The organism is Kitasatospora sp. NPDC052896, assembly GCF_044547075.1.
GTDB lineage: Bacteria > Actinomycetota > Actinomycetes > Streptomycetales > Streptomycetaceae > Kitasatospora.
In genome coordinates, this window is sequence record NZ_JBITZU010000010.1 from 138,253 (window position 1) to 155,109 (window position 16,857).

At 72.3% G+C, this 16,857-nt stretch carries 17 protein-coding genes; 9 read left to right on the forward strand and 8 right to left on the reverse strand.

The window, feature by feature from the left end; translation table 11 throughout:
- Window positions 1-33: 33 nt before the first annotated feature.
- A complete protein-coding gene (locus ACIGXM_RS21925; RefSeq protein ID WP_396563334.1) occupies window positions 34-972 on the reverse strand; it encodes a serine hydrolase in 939 nt (312 codons plus the stop codon).
- A 136-nt stretch (window positions 973-1,108) separates the two neighbouring features.
- Between ACIGXM_RS21925 and ACIGXM_RS21930 the strand changes: the two genes are divergently transcribed.
- Entirely contained in the window at window positions 1,109-1,432 is a 324-nt protein-coding gene (locus tag ACIGXM_RS21930; RefSeq protein ID WP_396563336.1) for a helix-hairpin-helix domain-containing protein, read from the forward strand.
- On the opposite strand, the gene ACIGXM_RS21935 is transcribed toward ACIGXM_RS21930, so the two are convergent.
- The 3 genes from ACIGXM_RS21935 to ACIGXM_RS21945 all read right to left on the reverse strand — a co-directional run bounded on the left by ACIGXM_RS21935 (window position 1,387) and on the right by ACIGXM_RS21945 (window position 3,700).
- Window positions 1,387-1,959 carry a dihydrofolate reductase family protein gene (locus ACIGXM_RS21935; RefSeq protein ID WP_396563338.1) on the reverse strand — a complete coding sequence of 191 codons (573 nt, stop codon included), beginning with the start codon at window positions 1,957-1,959 and terminating at the stop codon, window positions 1,387-1,389. The two genes, ACIGXM_RS21930 and ACIGXM_RS21935, sit on opposite strands and share 46 nt — an antisense overlap.
- Window positions 1,960-2,105: 146 nt before the next feature.
- Window positions 2,106-3,341: an RNA polymerase sigma factor gene (locus ACIGXM_RS21940; RefSeq protein ID WP_396563340.1), complete on the reverse strand. Its 1,236-nt coding sequence runs from the start codon at window positions 3,339-3,341 to the stop codon at window positions 2,106-2,108.
- A complete protein-coding gene (locus ACIGXM_RS21945; RefSeq protein WP_396563342.1) occupies window positions 3,338-3,700 on the reverse strand; it encodes a YciI family protein in 363 nt (120 codons plus the stop codon). The genes ACIGXM_RS21940 and ACIGXM_RS21945 overlap by 4 nt, the downstream gene beginning before the upstream one ends.
- 176 nt (window positions 3,701-3,876) lie before the next feature.
- Here ACIGXM_RS21945 and ACIGXM_RS21950 point away from each other — a divergent pair, with 176 nt between their 5' ends.
- The 7 genes from ACIGXM_RS21950 to ACIGXM_RS21980 all read left to right on the forward strand — a co-directional run bounded on the left by ACIGXM_RS21950 (window position 3,877) and on the right by ACIGXM_RS21980 (window position 11,630).
- The gene (locus ACIGXM_RS21950; RefSeq protein WP_396563344.1) at window positions 3,877-4,491 is read left to right on the forward strand and encodes a hypothetical protein; all 615 of its coding nucleotides are present in this window, start codon (window positions 3,877-3,879) and stop codon (window positions 4,489-4,491) included.
- 222 nt (window positions 4,492-4,713) lie between these two features.
- Window positions 4,714-5,475, forward strand: a complete 762-nt coding sequence (locus ACIGXM_RS21955) for a pirin family protein (RefSeq protein WP_396563345.1) — start codon at window positions 4,714-4,716, stop codon at window positions 5,473-5,475.
- A gap of 267 nt (window positions 5,476-5,742) precedes the next feature.
- Window positions 5,743-7,734, forward strand: a complete 1,992-nt coding sequence (locus tag ACIGXM_RS21960) for an ATP-binding protein (protein WP_396563347.1) — start codon at window positions 5,743-5,745, stop codon at window positions 7,732-7,734.
- A 126-nt stretch (window positions 7,735-7,860) separates the two neighbouring features.
- Complete coding sequence (locus ACIGXM_RS21965) at window positions 7,861-8,148, forward strand: hypothetical protein (RefSeq protein WP_396563349.1); 288 nt, start codon at window positions 7,861-7,863, stop codon at window positions 8,146-8,148.
- 116 nt (window positions 8,149-8,264) lie between these two features.
- Window positions 8,265-9,629 carry a carotenoid oxygenase family protein gene (locus ACIGXM_RS21970; protein ID WP_396563351.1) on the forward strand — a complete coding sequence of 455 codons (1,365 nt, stop codon included), beginning with the start codon at window positions 8,265-8,267 and terminating at the stop codon, window positions 9,627-9,629.
- Window positions 9,630-9,768: 139 nt separating this feature from the next.
- Window positions 9,769-10,275 carry a nuclear transport factor 2 family protein gene (locus ACIGXM_RS21975; RefSeq protein ID WP_396563352.1) on the forward strand — a complete coding sequence of 169 codons (507 nt, stop codon included), beginning with the start codon at window positions 9,769-9,771 and terminating at the stop codon, window positions 10,273-10,275.
- A 167-nt stretch (window positions 10,276-10,442) separates the two neighbouring features.
- The gene (locus ACIGXM_RS21980; RefSeq protein ID WP_396563354.1) at window positions 10,443-11,630 is read left to right on the forward strand and encodes a hypothetical protein; all 1,188 of its coding nucleotides are present in this window, start codon (window positions 10,443-10,445) and stop codon (window positions 11,628-11,630) included.
- Window positions 11,631-11,783: 153 nt separating this feature from the next.
- Here ACIGXM_RS21980 and ACIGXM_RS21985 read toward each other — a convergent pair whose 3' ends face one another.
- Window positions 11,784-12,398 carry a DUF4232 domain-containing protein gene (locus ACIGXM_RS21985; RefSeq protein ID WP_396563356.1) on the reverse strand — a complete coding sequence of 205 codons (615 nt, stop codon included), beginning with the start codon at window positions 12,396-12,398 and terminating at the stop codon, window positions 11,784-11,786.
- A 377-nt stretch (window positions 12,399-12,775) separates the two neighbouring features.
- On the opposite strand from ACIGXM_RS21985, the gene ACIGXM_RS21990 reads away from it, so the two are divergent.
- Window positions 12,776-13,231, forward strand: a complete 456-nt coding sequence (locus tag ACIGXM_RS21990) for a hypothetical protein (RefSeq protein ID WP_396563358.1) — start codon at window positions 12,776-12,778, stop codon at window positions 13,229-13,231.
- 84 nt (window positions 13,232-13,315) lie between these two features.
- Here the strand turns inward: ACIGXM_RS21990 and ACIGXM_RS21995 are convergent, their stop codons facing one another.
- The 3 genes from ACIGXM_RS21995 to ACIGXM_RS22005 all read right to left on the reverse strand — a co-directional run bounded on the left by ACIGXM_RS21995 (window position 13,316) and on the right by ACIGXM_RS22005 (window position 16,849).
- A complete protein-coding gene (locus ACIGXM_RS21995; protein ID WP_396563359.1) occupies window positions 13,316-14,122 on the reverse strand; it encodes an alpha/beta fold hydrolase in 807 nt (268 codons plus the stop codon).
- Between the two features lie 383 nt (window positions 14,123-14,505).
- Window positions 14,506-15,819, reverse strand: coding sequence for a serine hydrolase domain-containing protein (locus ACIGXM_RS22000; RefSeq protein ID WP_396563361.1), 1,314 nt, complete (start codon window positions 15,817-15,819; stop codon window positions 14,506-14,508).
- Window positions 15,820-16,177: 358 nt separating this feature from the next.
- Window positions 16,178-16,849, reverse strand: coding sequence for a TetR/AcrR family transcriptional regulator (locus ACIGXM_RS22005; protein ID WP_396563363.1), 672 nt, complete (start codon window positions 16,847-16,849; stop codon window positions 16,178-16,180).
- Between the last annotated feature and the right edge of the window lie 8 nt (window positions 16,850-16,857).

Below are 16,857 nucleotides of genomic sequence, written 5' to 3' on the forward strand. Positions count from 1 at the left end.
GTGGTGTCGCGGGGATCGTGGAGTGACCCCGACTCAGCTCCCGTTCAGTGAACCGGCGGCCGCCTGGGCCACCGACTGCACCAGGGAGATCCCGCCGGACTCGCTCGGATTGCCGTCCGAGACCGCCGCGATCAGCAGCTCGTGCCCGTCCCGCTCGACCATCCCGATGCTGTTGATCACCCACAGGCCGGTCGCCGACCGCGGCAGCCAGCCGTCCTTCACCGCGTAGTCGCTGCCGCTCGCCGCCGCGCTCACGCCCCAGCGCTGGTCACTCTCCACCTGGCCGAGCAGCCCCTGGATGTAGCCGCGCGAGGCGGAGGAGAGCTGGGAGTCGCTGGTGAAGACCTGGCGCAGCAGCTGCACCTGGTCGGCGGCGGTGGTCGAGGTCAGACCCCAGTTGCCGTCCGTGCCACCCGAGGTGGAGGTCAGCCCGAACCGCTGGTTCGCGGCGTTCAGACCGCTCTCCTGGCCGATCTCGTTCCACAGGGCGGTCGCGGAGTCGTTGTCGCTGTTCTCGATCATCGTGGTGGCGAGGCTCTGCTGCGCCGCGGTCAGCGTGGTGCCCTGGTCCTGGGCCTGGAGCAGCAGCGTGGACAGGATGTCGACCTTGACGATGCTGGCGGTGGCGAAGCCGTGGCCGGGTGCGCCGTAGGTGAGCGACTGCCCCGTGCTCAGGTCGGTGACCGAGACCGAGGCCGCTCCGTTCGCCTGGGCGACGGCGCTGCGCAGCGCGGCGTCGGCGACCGGGGCGGAGGCGGCGGCCGGAGTGGCCGAGACGCTCGCCGCGGGCTGCGCGGACGCGGAGGAGTTCGCGGACACGGGGGAGGAGGTCGAGTCGGCCACGGCGGACAATCTCGGGTGACTCTCGGTGGCACCGGGGTGCCCTTGCAGCAGCACGGTGATGGTTCCGGCGGCCGCGAGAATGCTGACAGGCGTCAGCAGCCTGGTCAGGAAGACACTTCGCATCGACATGCTGGATGACACTAGAGAGCGCCGCTTTGAGCAGTCTGAAGACAGTATGGGCGTTTCCTAACACCGGGATCGCCCAGCAGGACGCGACCCGACCGGCGCGCCGTTCGATCATCGCCCCGCGCAGCCGCTGAACCGGGTGTTCTGCGCCCTCGGGATCCGGGGCACCGGCCGCACCATGTCGCGCCGGTTCGCCGCGCACTTCGGCAGCATGGCCGCCATCCGCGCGGCCGACGTCGAGACGCTGGCCGGCGTCGACGGGATCGGCACGGAGAAGGCCCGGGTCATCGTCGCCGAGCTCGCCGAGGTCGCGCCGGTCCTCGACAAGCTCGCAGCGCTGGGTGTGGGCACGGCCGGGACCGCTCCGGCCGCCGCGGCGGCGCCCGGGGAGCATGAGGGCGGGCGTGGCAGCCGGGGTCAGCGGACGACGTCGAAGACGTTCTTCTGCACGCCGTTGGCGTAGGTCTCGTGTTCGACCAGCTTGAGCATCTGGGTGTCCTTGTCCGTGGTGCTGAACAGGCGCTTGCCCGCGCCGAGCAGCAGCGGGTAGACGAGCAGGTGGTAGCGGTCGATCAGGCCCGCATCGGAGAGGGCGTGGTTCAGCTGGGCGCTGCCGTGGACGATGATCGGGCCGCCCTCGGTCCGCTTGAGGGCGGCGACGTCGTCGATGGAGCGCAGGATCGTCGTCTCGCCCCAGTTGGAGACGAGCTGGTCGTCGGTGAGGGTGGTGGAGACGACGTACTTCGGCATCGTCCTGTAGTGGGCGAACTCCGCCATGTCCGGCCAGACGGGGCTGAACGCCTCGTAGCTGACACGGCCCATGAGGACGGCGGTGGACTCCCGCTGCTCGCGCTCCTTGAGCTCGAACGCGGCGGGGACGAACTCGACGCCCTTGAAGGTCCAGCCGGAGTTGCGGTAGTCCGGTTCGCCGCCCGGCCCCTCGACGACGCCGTCGAGGGAGATGAAGGCGGTGCTGATGAGAGTGCGCATGAGGGTTCCTCGGTGTCCGTGGTGCTCGGTGTCTCGTGGTGCCGGATCGCGTGCTCCGCCTCGTGGCGAGGTGGGCGTCCCGGCGAGGTGATCCGCACTCCGTCATGGGGTGCGGTGTTCGGGCCTGTTGGGGTGGGTTGACCGGGTCAGCCGCTGTTTCCGGCCGTCGCCTGGTCCCGGGTGGGTGCCAGGCTGCCGCGGCGACGGGCGAGATACGCCCGCTCGCCGGGGTTGCGGGTGGCGGCGATCGCGGCGTCGTAGGCGGCGCGTGCCTCGGCGCCGCGTCCCAGGCGTCTGAGGAGGTCGGCGCGGGCGGCGTGCCAGGAGTGGTAGCCGTCGAGGGGCAGTGCGTCGATCTGGGCCAGTGCCACGGCGGGACCGTCGATCTCCGCGAGGGCGACGGCCCTGTTGAGAGCGACGACCGGGGTCGGTTCCAGGGCGTAGAGCTGGTCGTAGAGTGCCACGATCTGGCCCCAGTCCGTGGCCGCGGCGTCGGGCGCGTCGGTGTGGACCGCGTTGACCGCCGCGAGAAGCTGGTACCGGTCCGGTCGGTTCACCCGCAGGCACGTGCGCACCAGCTCGTGACCCTCGGCGATGAGGCGCCGGTCCCAGCCGCCGCGGTCCTGCTCGGCGAGGGGGACCAGTTCGCCGTCCTCGGCGAAGCGCGAGCAGAGGCGGGACTCGGACAGCAGCAGGAGGGCCAGCAGGCCGGTTGCCGCCGGTTCGTCGGGGAGGAGCTGGTGGAGGAGCCGGGCGAGTCGGATCGCCTCGGTCGTGAGTTCGCGGCGTACGGGTGCGTCGCTCGAGCCGGCGAGGTATCCCTCGTTGAAGATCAGGTAGAGGACCGCGAGGACCGCGGACAGTCTCGGCGCGAGGTCCTCGGCCGCGGGGACCCGAAACGGGATGCCGGCCTTCTTGATCTTGGCCTTGGCGCGGGTGAGGCGCTGGGCCATCGTGGTCTCGGGCACGAGGAACGCGCGGGCGATGTCGGCGACCGTGAGTCCGCCGAGCAGACGCAGGGTGAGGGCGACGCGGGCTTCGGGTGCCAGCGCCGGATGGCAGCACGTGAAGATGAGCCGGAGCCGGTCGTCGCCGATCGGGCCCGTCGGCTCGGCCGGGGTGTCGTCGACGAGCGCCAGTGCCGCCTGGTGCTTGGAGTCCCGGACCGACTCGCGTCGCAGACGGTCGATGGCCTTGCGGGTCGCCGTGGTCGTGAGCCAGCCGCCCGGGTTGGCCGGCACGCCGGACCGCCAGTGTTCGACGGCGGTGACCAGCGCGTCGCCAACGGCTTCCTCGGCGAGGTCGAGATCGCCGAAACGGCGCGCCAGCGAGGCGACCACCTGGCCGTACTCCCGCTTGAAGACGGCATCGAGGTCACTCACTCCGCGCCCTGGGGGCCGGTCTCGAAGGGGCGCACTTCCACCTTGCCGTCGCACGCCCGCGACGCCTGGGCGGCGAGCTCGAGCGCGACGTCGAGGTCGGGGGCCTGGATGATCCAGAACCCGCCCAGGTACTCCTTGGTCTCGACGAACGGTCCATCGGCCAGGACCACCTCGGGCCCCCGTGCGTCGACGGTTGTCGCCATCGCCGGCTCGCTCAGGCCCCCCGCGAAGACCCAGGAGCCGTCCTGCCGCAGCTTCGTGTTGAAGGCGTCGACCGCCTCGAAAATCGGCCGTGCCTCCTCGGCCGAGCGCTTGCGGGTGAATTCGTCATCGACGACGGACAGCAGGTACTGCGGCATCTTCTCGCTTCTTCCGGTCAGGTCGGGGGCTTCGTTCCACATGTCCTACGAACGGCGCGGGCCCGATACGACAGTGCGGTGACAATTCTGTGGCGGGGGTCGGGGACACGCGCGGTGGCGCATCGGGGGAACTGGCGGGGGCGGGCCTGTCCGAGGGGGGTGGCACACTCGCCGCCATGCAGATGATCGAGGCGATCGAAGCGGTTCTGAAGGCGGATGATCCGCGGGGGGAGCCCGGGTACCTGGGCGAGTTCACGCTGGCAGGGCGGCTGTTGAGCCGCGGGGAGATCGCGGTGTGCGGGCTCGACGGCGGGGAGTTCTTCACGTTCGACGACGTCGCCGACGGGCTGCACGAGGTGTACCTGGCGTACGACTGGGACGACGAGCGGGGCGCCACCGTCTCCGCGGTCGCGCTGGTGGCGAGCGGCACCACTCCGGAGGCCCTGATGGGTGCGAGCTGGGAGCAGGCGTCGGACGACGTCAACCAGCTGGGCGAGGAGGCCTCGGCGATCCACTCCAGCACCCCGGACAACCTGGTCGTCGGCGGGGCCCTCCACCGGACCGCCGGGTTCGCGGAGGCCGACGAGCCCGTGGCCCGTGCCGTGGCCGAGTTCGAGGCGCAGCAGGAGGCCGGCTCCCGGACCCCGGTGCTCGATGTCGTGGTCGACCCGGCGAGCGGTGCGAACGCCCTGGTCTTCCCCACCTGCGACTTCACGTCGAACAGCATCCTGGTCGGCCGGGACGGGAGCGGTAGGGGCATCGGCATCTTCTGGTCCCACTTCGACGGGTGATGTCCGACGGGTGCCGGGGCAGCTCGTCCCCCCGCGCCGGGAGCTCGAGCCCCCGGCGCGGCCCCGGGGAGGGCGGCGACACCGTGCCGGCCCGGCCTCGACGCGGCCGGAGTGGCCCGCCGTTCGGCCTGTTCCAGCGCGCCGCCGGTCGCCGCGACCGTCGGTGGGAATATCCTCCGGACGCTATTGTTGAACTGTAAACAATATGGAGGAGGGCTTCCGATGGCATCCGTACTCGACATCCGCCGCGCCGACGAGCGCTTCCACACCCGCGCCGGCTGGCTCGACTCCCGGCACTCCTTCTCGTTCTCCCGGCACTGGGACCCGACCAACACCCACTTCGGGCTGCTGCTGGTCTCCAACGACGACGTGGTGGCGCCGGGTACCGGCTTCGACACCCACCCGCACCGTGACATGGAGATCGTCACCTGGGTGCTCGACGGCGCCCTGGTCCACCAGGACTCCGAGGGGCACAACGGCGTGATCTACCCGGGGCTGGCCCAGCGGATGAGCGCCGGCACCGGGATCCTGCACAGCGAGAAGAACGACTCCTGGACGCTCACCGGCGAGCCCGAGCACCGCAGGCCGGTGCACTTCCTGCAGATGTGGACCATCCCCGACACCGCCGGCATCCAGCCCGGCTACGAGCAGCTCGACATCAACGACGAACTCGCCCGCGGCGGCTGGGTCGCCCTGGCCTCCGGCATGCCCGAGCACGTCAGCCGGCGCGCCATCGCCATCCGGCAGAAGAACGCCGCCCTGCACGTCGCCCGGATCCGGCCCGGCGAGACCCTGGAGCTGCCCACCGCGCCGTTCGCCCACCTGTTCATCGCGCGGGGCGGCGCCGAACTCGAGGGGGCCGGCCCGCTGGGCACCGGCGACGCCGCCCGGATCACCGGCTCCGACGGCCGGCGGCTCACCGGCGGCCCGGACGGCGCCGAGGCCCTGGTGTGGGAGATGACGGCGGCCGTGACGGTGAACTGACCCCGCCCCCTTCCCGGCGGTTCGACACCGACCCTGAGGCCCGGCCGTACTGACGCAGGGTCGGGGCCCGTTCGGAGCACGCGGCCGCCTGATGCTTGAATCAGGCCGGCGTGTGGCGGGAAACGGCCGCAGTCGGCCGCGGTCGGGACGGCGAGGCGAGCCGGAGCCACTCGTGCCCCGCTCCGAGCGGCGGGGCGTGCCGGGGATCTCCGGACGGGTTCGGCTGTCCGGCGCTGGAACATGGGGATGGGAGCCGACGTGGCATCCGTGGGAGAGAGACTGAGCAGAACGCGGGAGCGGGCGTTCATCGGCCGGGAGGAGGAACTCGGTCGTTTCGCACAGGCCCTGGCCGGGGACCAGCAGGCCCCGTTCGCGTTCTACCTCTTCGGACCGGGGGGCATCGGGAAGTCGGCGCTGCTGCGTTCCCTGGCGGACCGGGCCCGTGCGGCGGGGCGGTCGCTCCTCGAACTGGACGGCCGTTTCGTCAGCCGGGACCCGGCCGACTTCGAGCGTGCGGCCGGTCCTTTCCTGGAGGTGCCCGGCACGGTGCTGTTCGTGGACTCCTTCGAGCACTGCCAGTGGCTGGAGAGCTGGCTGTGGCAGCGCTTCCTGCCCCGCGCCGCCGACGACGCCCTGGTGGTCCTGGCCGGTCGGCTGGCACCGCAGCCGCAGTGGACCGCCGATCCCGCCTGGGCCGCACTCCTGTACGTCCGGGAACTGGAGCCGTTCTCCGAGGAGCAGGCCCGCAGCCTGCTGACCACCGCGCAGGTGCGGCCCGAGCTGCGGGAACGGGTGCTCCGCTTCGCCGGAGGCAACCCGCTGGCGCTGTCCCTCGCGGCGGCCGCGGGAACGACGGGCTGGAACAGGGAGGAGATCTGGGCACCCTCGGCCGACCTCCTGCGAACCCTGCTGACCGGCTTGATCGGAGAGGTACCGACGCCGGCCCACCGCCGCGCCCTGGAAGTGGTGGCACAAGCGCACTCGACCTCCGAGGAACTGCTCGCCGCGGTCCTGCCCGAGGAGGACGCCCACCTGCTGTTCGGCTGGCTGAGAGACCTTCCTTTCATGGAGTCCACCCCCTGGGGGCTCTACCCGCACGACGCCGCACGCGAGACCCTGGCCGCCGACCTGCGCTGGCGGGCCCCCAACGCCTTCGTGACGATGCGCCAGCGGCTGGCGGAGGAGTACCTGCGCCTGCTGCGGGAGGCACCGCAGGAGCGGGTGCGGGCCGTCACCGACGAGCTCTTCTACCTCTTCCGGGAGTTGAAGAGCCTGTCCCGGCTGCGCGTGTGGTCCCGCGAGGACGAGGTGCACGCGCGGCCCCTGCGGCCGGATGACATCGATGCCGTGCTGCGCATGGCCGAGGAGACCGAGGGGGCCGCCTCCGCGGATCTGGTCCGCCACTGGCTCGAGCGCCAGCCACAGGCGTTCGACGTCTTCCGTCTGGTCAACACGGGCCGGACCGTGGCGTTCACGGTCCGACTCGTGCTGCCCGCCCCTCCCGACCCCCTGGACCTGGCCACCGATCCCATCGTCGCGGCCGCCTGGGAACACACCGCTGCCACCGCGCCGGTCAGCCCCGGCGAACACATCGGCATGACCCGCTTCTCGATCTACCCCGAGCAGTACCAGATCCCCTCGCGCGTCATCGACCTGAACAATTCCCGGGCCCAGGCGGAGGCCGCCCGCGCCCGCGGACGCGCGCACGGCTTCCTCGTCTACCGGGACGCCGACGCCTGGGCCGAACGCCTGAAGGGCGTCATGCACGACACCGGCGCGCGACCGCGGGTCGGCGAGCACACCTACGGGCTGTTCAGCGTCGACTGGCGCCAGGTGCCCGTCGAGACCTGGCTGCGCCACCTCATCACGGCCACCGACGTGCCGGCCCCGTCCGGACCGTCGGGCTTCTCGCGCACCGCGTTCGACCAGGCCGTACGCGAAGCCCTGCCGCACTGGCGCGACCCGGCCGCCTTCGGCGCCTGCGCCCTGACGCGCACCCGCCTGGCGGCCGACTTCACCGATCCCGTCGAAGAGCTGCGCGCCCTGCTGCGCCGAACCGTCGACGACCTCGCCCGTGACCCGCGCGGCGTGCGCGCCCGCGAGGCCCTGACGGCGGGCTACTTCTCCGGCGCGCCCACCCAGGAGACCGCCGCCCGCCGCCTCGGCCTCCCGTACGGCACCTACCGGCGCCACCTGCGCCAGGGCCTGGACCTGCTCTGCGAAACCCTGTGGAAGCAGGAGCTGTTCGGCCCCCGATAGGAACGCCAGGCGCACGCCTGCGGCGGGGCCGGGTGGACGGGTGCGGACAGGGGCGGACATGAGTGGACAGTCACCGCCCCTGCCAGGCCTGGAGAGTGGACACCGCCCCGCACGAGGCTGTGCGTCATGAACCTCCAACGCACCCGGCCGGAGCGGACGCCGCCCGCTTCCCGTCCGGCAGCCGTGCTCACGGTGCTCGCCGCAGCCCAGCCCACCGTCACGCTCGCCACCTCGATCGTGAACGTCGCGCTGCCGCGGATCCGGACCGCAGCCGACCTGTCGGACAGCGGCACCACCCGGGTGGTCAACGCCCACGGCCTGGCGTTCGGAACCTCCACGCACCCGGCTCCCGTTTCGCGCACCCCGAGCACCCCGAGCACCCCGAGCACCCCGCGAATTCCCCGCACCGGCTGAGCCGACGGATCAGCCGCACCACCGGCCCCCGCCAGCACGGCAGGAGGCACCAGCGGCTGACGAAGCGACACCGACCGCCTGACAACGCGTCACACCCATCGAAAGAAACTCCTGTCATGACCGCTGACAAGCCCTACCTGACCGGCCACTACACCCCCGTCGTCGACGAGATCACCGCCACCGAACTCACCGTCGAGGGCACCCTGCCCCCCGAGCTGACCGGCCGGTTGCTCCGCAACGGCCACAACCCCAAGCCCGGCGTCACCCCCACCCACTGGTTCAAGGGCAGCGGCATGGTCCACGGCATCCAGCTGCGCGAGGGCCGCGCCGAGTGGTACCGCAACCGCTGGGTGCGCACCCCCGCCCTCGACGGCGCCCCCTACCTGACCGAGCACGGACCCGACCTGACCGCCAGCACCGCCGGCACCCACGTCATCGAACACGCCGGCCGGCTGCTCGCGCTGTGCGAGGCGAACATCCCCTTCGAGCTCACCCGGGAGCTGGAGACGGTCGGCGCCTTCGACTTCGACGGCAAGCTGCGCACCGCGATGACCGCGCACCCCAAGGAGGACCCGGTGACGGGGGAGCTCCACTTCTTCGGCTCCTCGCCCTTCCCGCCCTACCTCGTGTACTACGTCGCCGACGCCAAGGGCCGGATCGTCCACAGCGCCGAGATCCCGGGAGCGAGCGCCTCGCTCAAGCACGACTTCGCCATCACCCGCCACCACGTGGTCTTCGTCGAGGGCAACGTCACCTTCGACCCGACCGACCACTCCGGCATCCCCTACGGCTGGAACGACCAGCAGCCCGCCCGCATCGGCGTCATGCCCCGCGGAAGCGACGGCGCCCAGCACGTCCGCTGGTTCTCCATCGAACCGGGCAACCTGCTGCACGTCGCCAACGCCCACGAGGACGGCCAGGGCCGCATCGTCCTGGAGGGCCCCACCGTGGACCGGGAGGGATTCCACCTCTCCTGGAACTGGTGGGTCGGCGCCCCCGGACGCGGCACCGAGCCCGTCGCCCGCTCCTACACCCGCCGCTGGGTGGTCGACACGACGGCCGGCAGCGTCGACGAGCAGATCATCGACGACCTGCCGGTGGAATTCCCGACCCTCAACGAGCAGTACCTGGGCGCCGAGAACCGCTACCACTACGCCATCTCCTTCCCCGACGAGAAGGGCTTCGGCGGCTACGGCGTGGTCAAGTACGACCGCACCACCGGCGCCCGTCGCATCCACCAGGTCGGCGACGCCCGCATGCCCGGCGAAGCGGTCTTCGTCCCCGCCGCCGCAGCCACCCACGAGGACGACGGATACCTGCTCACCGTCGTCTCCGACCTCAAACAGGACGCCTCGCAACTGCTGGTCCTCGACGCCTCCGGCCTCGACCGGGTCGCCACCGTCCACCTGCCCCACCGGGTGAGCGCCGGACTCCACGGCACCTGGATCCCCGACAGCCCCCTGGACACCACCAAGCGCTGACCACGGCGAGGAGGCACACCGGCCCGCTCCCCGCGACGGGTCGCCACCGTCCGCATCGCCACAGCCCCGCCGCTCACCCAGCCGCACCCGCACCCGCGGATCCACCGCCCGACCCACCCCCCCGCCCGGAGGAATCACCATGACGTCCCGTCCGTCCCGCGCCACGACCACGCTGGCCGCCGCCGCAGCCCTGGGCATCATGCCCGCCACCACCGCCTCCGCCGCGCAGGACGCCGAACGGCACCAGCCGAGGATCGTCACCGACTGGGCCTGCGCCTGGAACGGCACCGACTCCCAGGCACTCGGCGCGCTGTTCACCGCCGACGGCACCTACACCGATCTGGGAGTGGGTGTCACCTTCCACGGCCGCCAGGAGATCGCCGGCTGGAAGGCCCGCGCGGACAGCCTCATCGACAACGTCCACGTCACCGTGCGCGCCGCCCACCGCGACGGCGAGCGCATCACTGTCGAGGCCGTCTACGCCGGCCACCTCAAGGGCGCACCCAAGCCCTTCGCGGTGCCGATGACCACCCTCCTCGACCTGGACGACCGCGGTCGGATCACCTCCGACCAGGACCACTACAGCCTCGCCACCGTCCTCACCCAGTCCGGCCTGCCCGCCGACTGGACCCCGCCCACCCACTGACGGCACCCGGAGCGCACACCGGCGCCGTACGCACCCGCCGCGCTCCCGGCGGCAGGAGGACCTCCCGCGCTCCTGCCGGCGCGGAACCACGACAGCTGCGCGTGCGTCAGCATTCGTTGGCCGGTCGGACGACCGGGACCGACCGACCACACGTCCCGGAAGGCTCCATGCCCGGCACTCGACGGCGTCAGCACGTCCTGGGACCTGCCCTCCGCGCGCCCGTGGCGGTGGGCCTGGCGCTCGGCCTCGCCGCCTGCACCGGCAACCCGACCACCGCGCCGGGCGTCGTGAGCGACACCGCCGCCGCCCGGCCTCCCGCCGCGACCGCGACACCCGCGGGCACGGCGACGCCCGGCGGTGGCGGACCGGCTCGCACAGCGCCGGCACTGGAGGCGTGGGTGTACCCGGGCTCGGCCGGCGAGCCCACCTGCCAGGCGCCGGCCGAGTACCGGGACGGGCGGTTGCGCGACGGCGTCCTGAAGGCGGAGTACTACCAGGTCGGCAAGGACGGCGGGCTGGTCCTGCAGAGCGCCGCGGACCTGCCCTGCAACGGCTTCAGCGACACCGACGCCGCCGACCTCAGGGCGCACTCGACGGCCCAGTACGTCACGGTCTCGGCCATGGACCGGCCCACGGTCGCCGCCCTCGTCGACGACCCCAGCCGTCGCTCCGCCGCCGTCGCGGACCTCACCGGCTTCACCCGGAAGATCGGCTTCACCGGAGTCGACATCGACTTCGAGGACTTCTGGGCCTGGTCCCAGGACGACGAGCACGACTACGAAGCCTTCGTCTCCGAGCTGGCCCGCGGCCTGCACGCGGCCGGTCTGCGCCTCCAGATCGACGGCCCGGTCGAAGTCGGCGACGGCGACCCACCGTTCGACTACGCCGCCCTGATGCGGGCCGGCGCCGACCAATTGGTGATCATGGACTACGGCCGGATGTTCAACACCACCAGCGGCCGGTGCTGGGCCATCTCTCCCCAGGACTGGGTGCGCACCGGCGTCAGGTTCGCCCAGTCCAGGGTTCCGGACCACGACCGGCTGGTCGTCGGCCTGGCTTCGTACGGCTTCAGCGCGCCCGACCCCTGCGACACCGGCAAGATCAAGGACAGCGTGCCCGTCTCCGACATCCGCCAGCGGCCCGGCTACAGCGACGACCCCGCCACCGTGGCCGCACGCCGGGACCCCGGCTCCGGCGAGGTCCGCTGGACCGACCACGACACGCTCTACGACTACACCGACCAGGCGGGCATGGACGCCAAGCTCGCCGTACTCGAAGAACTCGGTGTCACCCACGTGTCGGTGTGGGTCCTCGGCGGGAACCCGTGGTTCTCCACCGCCGCACTCGAGCGGTGAGGAACCAACCGCGCCGACTCCCGCCCACCGTGGTGGTGACCGGGCCGAACCGCCCTCGCAACGCGCGGCTGTGGCCACCGGACGGGTACGGCCGGGGGAGCGCACGCGCGGTGGGAGCGCAGCCGGCGGCGGTGGAGTGGCCGCGGACGGCCGCTACCGGGCGACCGGCGGGCTCAGGCGGACCTCGTCGCCGCAGATGGTGATCTCGGCCGGCTTGCCGTTCTGGTCCACCACCGGGACCCGGGCTTCGGTACTGTCACCCGGCGCGGCCACATCGGCGGAACTCGCGGTAACAGACACGCAGTTGCCGCTGTCCGGCCCCTTGCCGTTCAACTCGGAGTAGTGCAGGGCGATCACCGCCTTCTTGCCCGCGCCCAGCGTCACCGGGGCAGGGCTGCCCTTCCCGACCCCGAGGGCCTGCGGCCCCTTGCCCACGTGGAACTCGAGCTTCGGGTAGCCGGCCAGGGTGCAGCTGTCGGAGCCCGGGTCGGCGGCGACGAGTTCGGCGTTCGCCGGGTCCTTCGTGCTGGTGCTCGCGTCGGTGAGGAGGGTGAGCGTCCACCTCAGGTTCTGCGTACGGCAGTGGGCGGCCTGTGGGTCGCCGGAGCCCGTCGACGCCATGGCCATGGCCGGCGCGGCGGATTGGCCCGCGATCGGTGCGGCGGACACCGGCGCGGCCCCACCGGCCTTCGGCGGGCCGGCCGTGGAGCTGGAGCCGCAGGCCGTCAGGCCGAGTCCGGCCAGCAGCGCGGATACCGAAACCGTCAACAGTAAGCGTGAGTGCATGGATCCCCCCGGATCGTCAGGACAGCCGACGGGGCCACCTCTGCCCGCCCGACCGTGCGTACTCGGAGGTGAGGACGGCGGGAAGGCCAGGCCGGTTGCGCCTGGATGAGATTTTCCTGAGAGGCACTCAAGAGCGGGTGACGGCGGGCAGGACGACGTACCGCCGGCCCGAGTCCCGCGTGGGCCGCCCCGCGGGTGGCAGGCTGCCTGCTGTACCTTCGTGCCGCATGTCGTGTGCCGTCGCGTGGGTCCGCGGCCCGCTCGTCGGGCACGCTCGTCGCCGGACAGCTCCCGCTGTCCGGTCGCGGTGAAGTTTCGCCAGTCCCACCAGAGTTCGACTGGCACGAGGAGGTTCTCCGGTGAGCCGGCTGTACGTTCACCCCGGAGTCGACCCCGAGGAACCGGAGCTGCCCGTCGCCGTCCTCGTTGTCGATCCCGAGGGCACGCCCGGGGAGCGTGTCGTGGCCCGGCTCGGCACCCACTGCCACGAGGTCAACGGGTGGGCCTGCCTGTTGCCGACCGACGGTTGGGCCGAGCACGCACGCGACGGTGCCCGGCTGGTGGTCGACGTCGTCGTCCACCCGGTCGCGTTGCGCGCGGTCGGCGCGGACCCCGCCGACTTCCCTGGTCGGTCGGCCGTCGACCCGGAGGCCGTGGTGGTCCTGCGCGCGCGGACGGCGGCCGGCCCGGAGCCGTCCGTACGACTGTCCGAGGGGACCGCCGTCTTCACCGCGGGCCCGGACGTTCCACTGGACGAGTTGCTCGCCACCTGTGAGGACTGGCCGATGCTGCTCGCGCCCCCGCTCGAGGCATAGTCCGACGGTGGTGCTCCCTTCGGCAGCGCCCCGGTCCCGCCGCGTTCGCGCGGGCCCGATGCCACCGTTCCACCGGCCACCCGCTCACCCGCGGCGCGGCGGTGTTCTCCCGGTCGTCGCGGTGGCGGTGGCCGCCTGGAGGATCAGGTCGGCGACGGCGTCGGGACGGGCGATCAGTGACACGTGGCAGGTGTCGATCTCCACGGTGTGGGAGTGGGCGCGCTTGGCCTCGAAGCGTTCCTGCTCCGGGTTGATGGTCATGTCCTGCCGGCCGACGAGCGCCCAGGACGGGATGTACTTCCATGCCGCGACCTTGGCCTCCTCCGAGAAGGCGGTGGTGGCCGCGGGCCGCTGGGTGACGGCCAGCAGGTTCGCCTGGCTGGCTGGCAGGCAGGCGGCGAAGACCGGGTACACCTTGTCGTGCTCGAGGTAGAGGTCGGTCCCGGTGACCCCGCCGCCCGTCTGGTACGGCACGGACCTGGTGGCGGTGCCCAGGGCACTGGGGAACCGGGCGGACAACGACATGCCGCTCTCACCCACGTCGGGCATCTGCGCCGAGATGTACACCAGGGACTTGACCTGGGGATTGCCGGCCGCGGCCGTGCTGATCACGGCGCCGCCGTACGAGTGGCCGGCCAGCACCACGGGCCCCTTGACGCTCCTGAGCACGGAGGCGATGTACGCGGAGTCGCTGTACAGCCCGCGCAGTGGGTTGGCCGGGGCCATGACCGGGTAGCCGCGGCGTTCGAGCCGTTCGATCACCCCGTTCCAGCTGGATCCGTCGGCGAAGGCACCGTGCACCAGCACGATGGTGGGCTTGCCGCCGCCCGCGCCGCCGGCCGCGACAGCCGGTGTTCCCGGAGCCGAGCACAACGCGGCCGTGACACACACCGCCGCGGCAAGGTGGAGACGCCGTGCGCGGCGTCGGATGCCATGGGTCGCAGATGCCATCATGCTGTCCCCGCATTCCCTTGAGGGCTACCGCACGCATCAGCGTTCACGCGCTGCCGCCACCGCGCCCGTCCTTCGGCGCAACCGGGTGAAATCGGCGCGGCATCGGAGTGACAGCCGCACCCGCTACGCATGGCCGAGGTCCGGACGGCCGCTGACGTCCCGAGCCCTTCGGCGCCGCGCGGACTCGCGCTGCTGTCGGCGTCGGCCCGGTCGGTGCGGCGGGGCGTGGACGCCGTGCACGCCCCGCCGGCCACGCCGCGCAGTCAGCGTGGCCGGGCTTCGGGCAAGGCGCGCCGGCCGGGCCCGTGGGCGCTTGGCGGCTAACCACGGGTCTCCGGGTTCCCGTTGGCCTGCGGCGCCAGCACCGCCTCCAGCAGCCGGTTCGACAGGGCGGTGGGGGCGCCGTTGTTGGCCGCCGTGGTGGAGACCGAGAACACCGCTCGCACCGAGAGGTCCCGGGTGGCGAACATCCCGTTCGCGTAGCCGAAGTCGTGTCCCGTCTTGCCCCACAGCGTCTGGCCGTTGGGGAGCGGGACGGCCATCAGTCCGGCGCCGAAGCAGGCCGGGCCGGGCTTGCCGCCGTTGAGGCAGTCGGAGTCGTCCGCGTAGGGGACGACCTTTCCGTCGGGTCCGGTGGGCAGCGTGAACATCTCGTTCAGCTGGGCGGGTGGCAGCAGTTCGCCCTTGAACAGCGCGCTGATGAAGTGGTCCAGGTCGGCGGGGGTGGAGATCATGTTGGACGGGTCGCCGCCCTGCTCGCTGACGTCCACGGGCTGGCCCTGGCTGTTGACCAGGTAGCCGTGCAGGTAGGGCGTGGGCATGGTCGGGTCGTCCTCGGGCACCGAGGTCTGGTCCAGGTGCAGCGGCTCCAGGATCCGGCTGGTCACCTCGTCCTTGTAGGACCTGCCGGTGATGTGCTCGATCAGCGCACCGCCGATCCGGAAGCCGAGGGAGTTGTACTGCTGCTCCGTGCCGGGCGCGAAGTGCGCGGTCGGCCAGGGGCGGCCGGTGGGGCGCAGGGTTCCCTCGATCTCGTCGTCGAAGGTGCGGTACTGGAGGTGTTCGGCGATCTGCTGGTCCGCGGTCAGCACCGGCCCGCCCTCGAAGACGTCCGGCAGGCCGCTGGTCATGGTGAGCAGCTCGCGAACGGTGATCGGGGCGAAGCCGGCCGGGATCAGGCCGGGCAGGTAGGACTGCACGCTCTGGTCCAGATCGATCCGTCCCTCCGCCGCCAGCTGAAGGATCACCACGCTCTCGAACGTCTTCGAGATGCTGCCGATGTGGAAGTGCGCGTTGTCCGCGACCTTGCGGCCGGTCACGGTGTCGCCGGAGGAGCCGCGCCACAGCTGCCCGGGTTCGGCGACCCGCGCGATGGCGCCGGCTGCCTGGTCGCTGGGACGGATGTCGATGGCCGCCTGCAGCGCGGCCGGGTCCAGCGCCGGGAACCCGGGAGCGGACGCCGGTGTTCCGCCGCCCGAGGCCCCGGGCGCGGCCGCGAAGGCCGTCGTCCCGCCCGCGGCGGTGGTGGCGACCAGGGCGGAGCAGGCCAGGCTCAGGGTGGCGACGCGGCGGGCGAGGGTGTTCATCTGCGACTCCGGCTGGTGGTTCGACAACTGGCGGTCCGTCAGGAACATCCTTGCGAGGAGGGTGGGCCCGGGGGTATCGGGAACAACCCTGGGCCGCCCCTGGGCCGGAACCCTGATGACGTTCCAGGGGTGCCTGGTCGAGGCGTGGGGTGGTCCGGGGGCCGGGTGGTGTGGTCCGGGGGTGTCGCCGGTGTCCTGGGAGTGCCGGGTGTTGGGGGAGTCCGGAACCGGCCGGCTCCGCTCCACGCTGACCGCATGCCGGCCCCAGCCGGCCCAGTGGTCCTTCCCTCTGGTCCCGTCGGCCTCGGCCGAGACGGAACGAGCGCCGACGAGCCAGCACCGGAGGTGAGCCGGAACCCGGGTTTCGAACAGCGCCTGTGTCAGCGGGACTTCGTTCCGGGCGCTCTCACCGGGGGAGCCGTGGCTCCTGCGACGTCCGTTCGCCGCCCGCGTGAAGTCCGGAGCAGAGCAGGTCGAACGCCTGGAGGGCCGCCGAGGCGACGGCGTCGCGGGCGCGCGCGGGCGGTTCGCCGGACATGATGCGTCGTCGGAGCTCGCGCAGGGCGGCGCGGTGCGTTCCGGCGACGGCGCCCGCGAGGAGCACGGGCAACGCGTGGCCGGCCTGGCCGGTGGTGTCCGCGGCGTTCGGCGGATGTTCGGTCAGCGCGGTGGCCAGAGCGGCCTCGACGTGTTCGCCGATCTCGCGTTCGCGGGCGCGCAGGGCCGGGCTGTCCTGGATGACCTGCCAGAACGCGGGCGCTCCGGGCCGGAGTCCGAGCATGGGGTGGTCCTGCCGCAGGGCGGAGAGCAGGTCGTCGCGGACGGCCTCGACGGGGCAGGCGCCGGGGGTTCGGTCGCGCACCAGGGCGGCGAGGTGGTTCTCGACCTCGGCCTGGCGGTCGAAGAACAGGTCCTCCTTGGCGGGGAAGTAGTTGAACACGGTGTTGGTGGACACGCCCGCGTGCCGTGCTACCTCGGCGACCGTGATCTGGTCGAAGCCGTGCTCCAGGAAGAGCGGCAGGGCCGCGTCGGCGATCGCCGTGCGGGTCTGCTGCTTCTTGATCTCTCGAAGGCCCATGCCGCACA

Coding starts and splice junctions, on each gene's coding strand:
- ACIGXM_RS21925 (WP_396563334.1), bottom strand. CDS start 972: ATGTCGATGCGAAGTGTCTTCCTGACCAGGCTGCTGACGCCTGTCAGC.
- ACIGXM_RS21935 (WP_396563338.1), bottom strand. CDS start 1,959: ATGCGCACTCTCATCAGCACCGCCTTCATCTCCCTCGACGGCGTCGTC.
- ACIGXM_RS21945 (WP_396563342.1), bottom strand. CDS start 3,700: ATGCCGCAGTACCTGCTGTCCGTCGTCGATGACGAATTCACCCGCAAG.
- ACIGXM_RS21950 (WP_396563344.1), top strand. CDS start 3,877: ATGCAGATGATCGAGGCGATCGAAGCGGTTCTGAAGGCGGATGATCCG.
- ACIGXM_RS21955 (WP_396563345.1), top strand. CDS start 4,714: ATGGCATCCGTACTCGACATCCGCCGCGCCGACGAGCGCTTCCACACC.
- ACIGXM_RS21965 (WP_396563349.1), top strand. CDS start 7,861: ATGAACCTCCAACGCACCCGGCCGGAGCGGACGCCGCCCGCTTCCCGT.
- ACIGXM_RS21970 (WP_396563351.1), top strand. CDS start 8,265: ATGACCGCTGACAAGCCCTACCTGACCGGCCACTACACCCCCGTCGTC.
- ACIGXM_RS21975 (WP_396563352.1), top strand. CDS start 9,769: ATGACGTCCCGTCCGTCCCGCGCCACGACCACGCTGGCCGCCGCCGCA.
- ACIGXM_RS21980 (WP_396563354.1), top strand. CDS start 10,443: ATGCCCGGCACTCGACGGCGTCAGCACGTCCTGGGACCTGCCCTCCGC.
- ACIGXM_RS22000 (WP_396563361.1), bottom strand. CDS start 15,819: ATGTTCCTGACGGACCGCCAGTTGTCGAACCACCAGCCGGAGTCGCAG.
- ACIGXM_RS22005 (WP_396563363.1), bottom strand. CDS start 16,849: ATGGGCCTTCGAGAGATCAAGAAGCAGCAGACCCGCACGGCGATCGCC.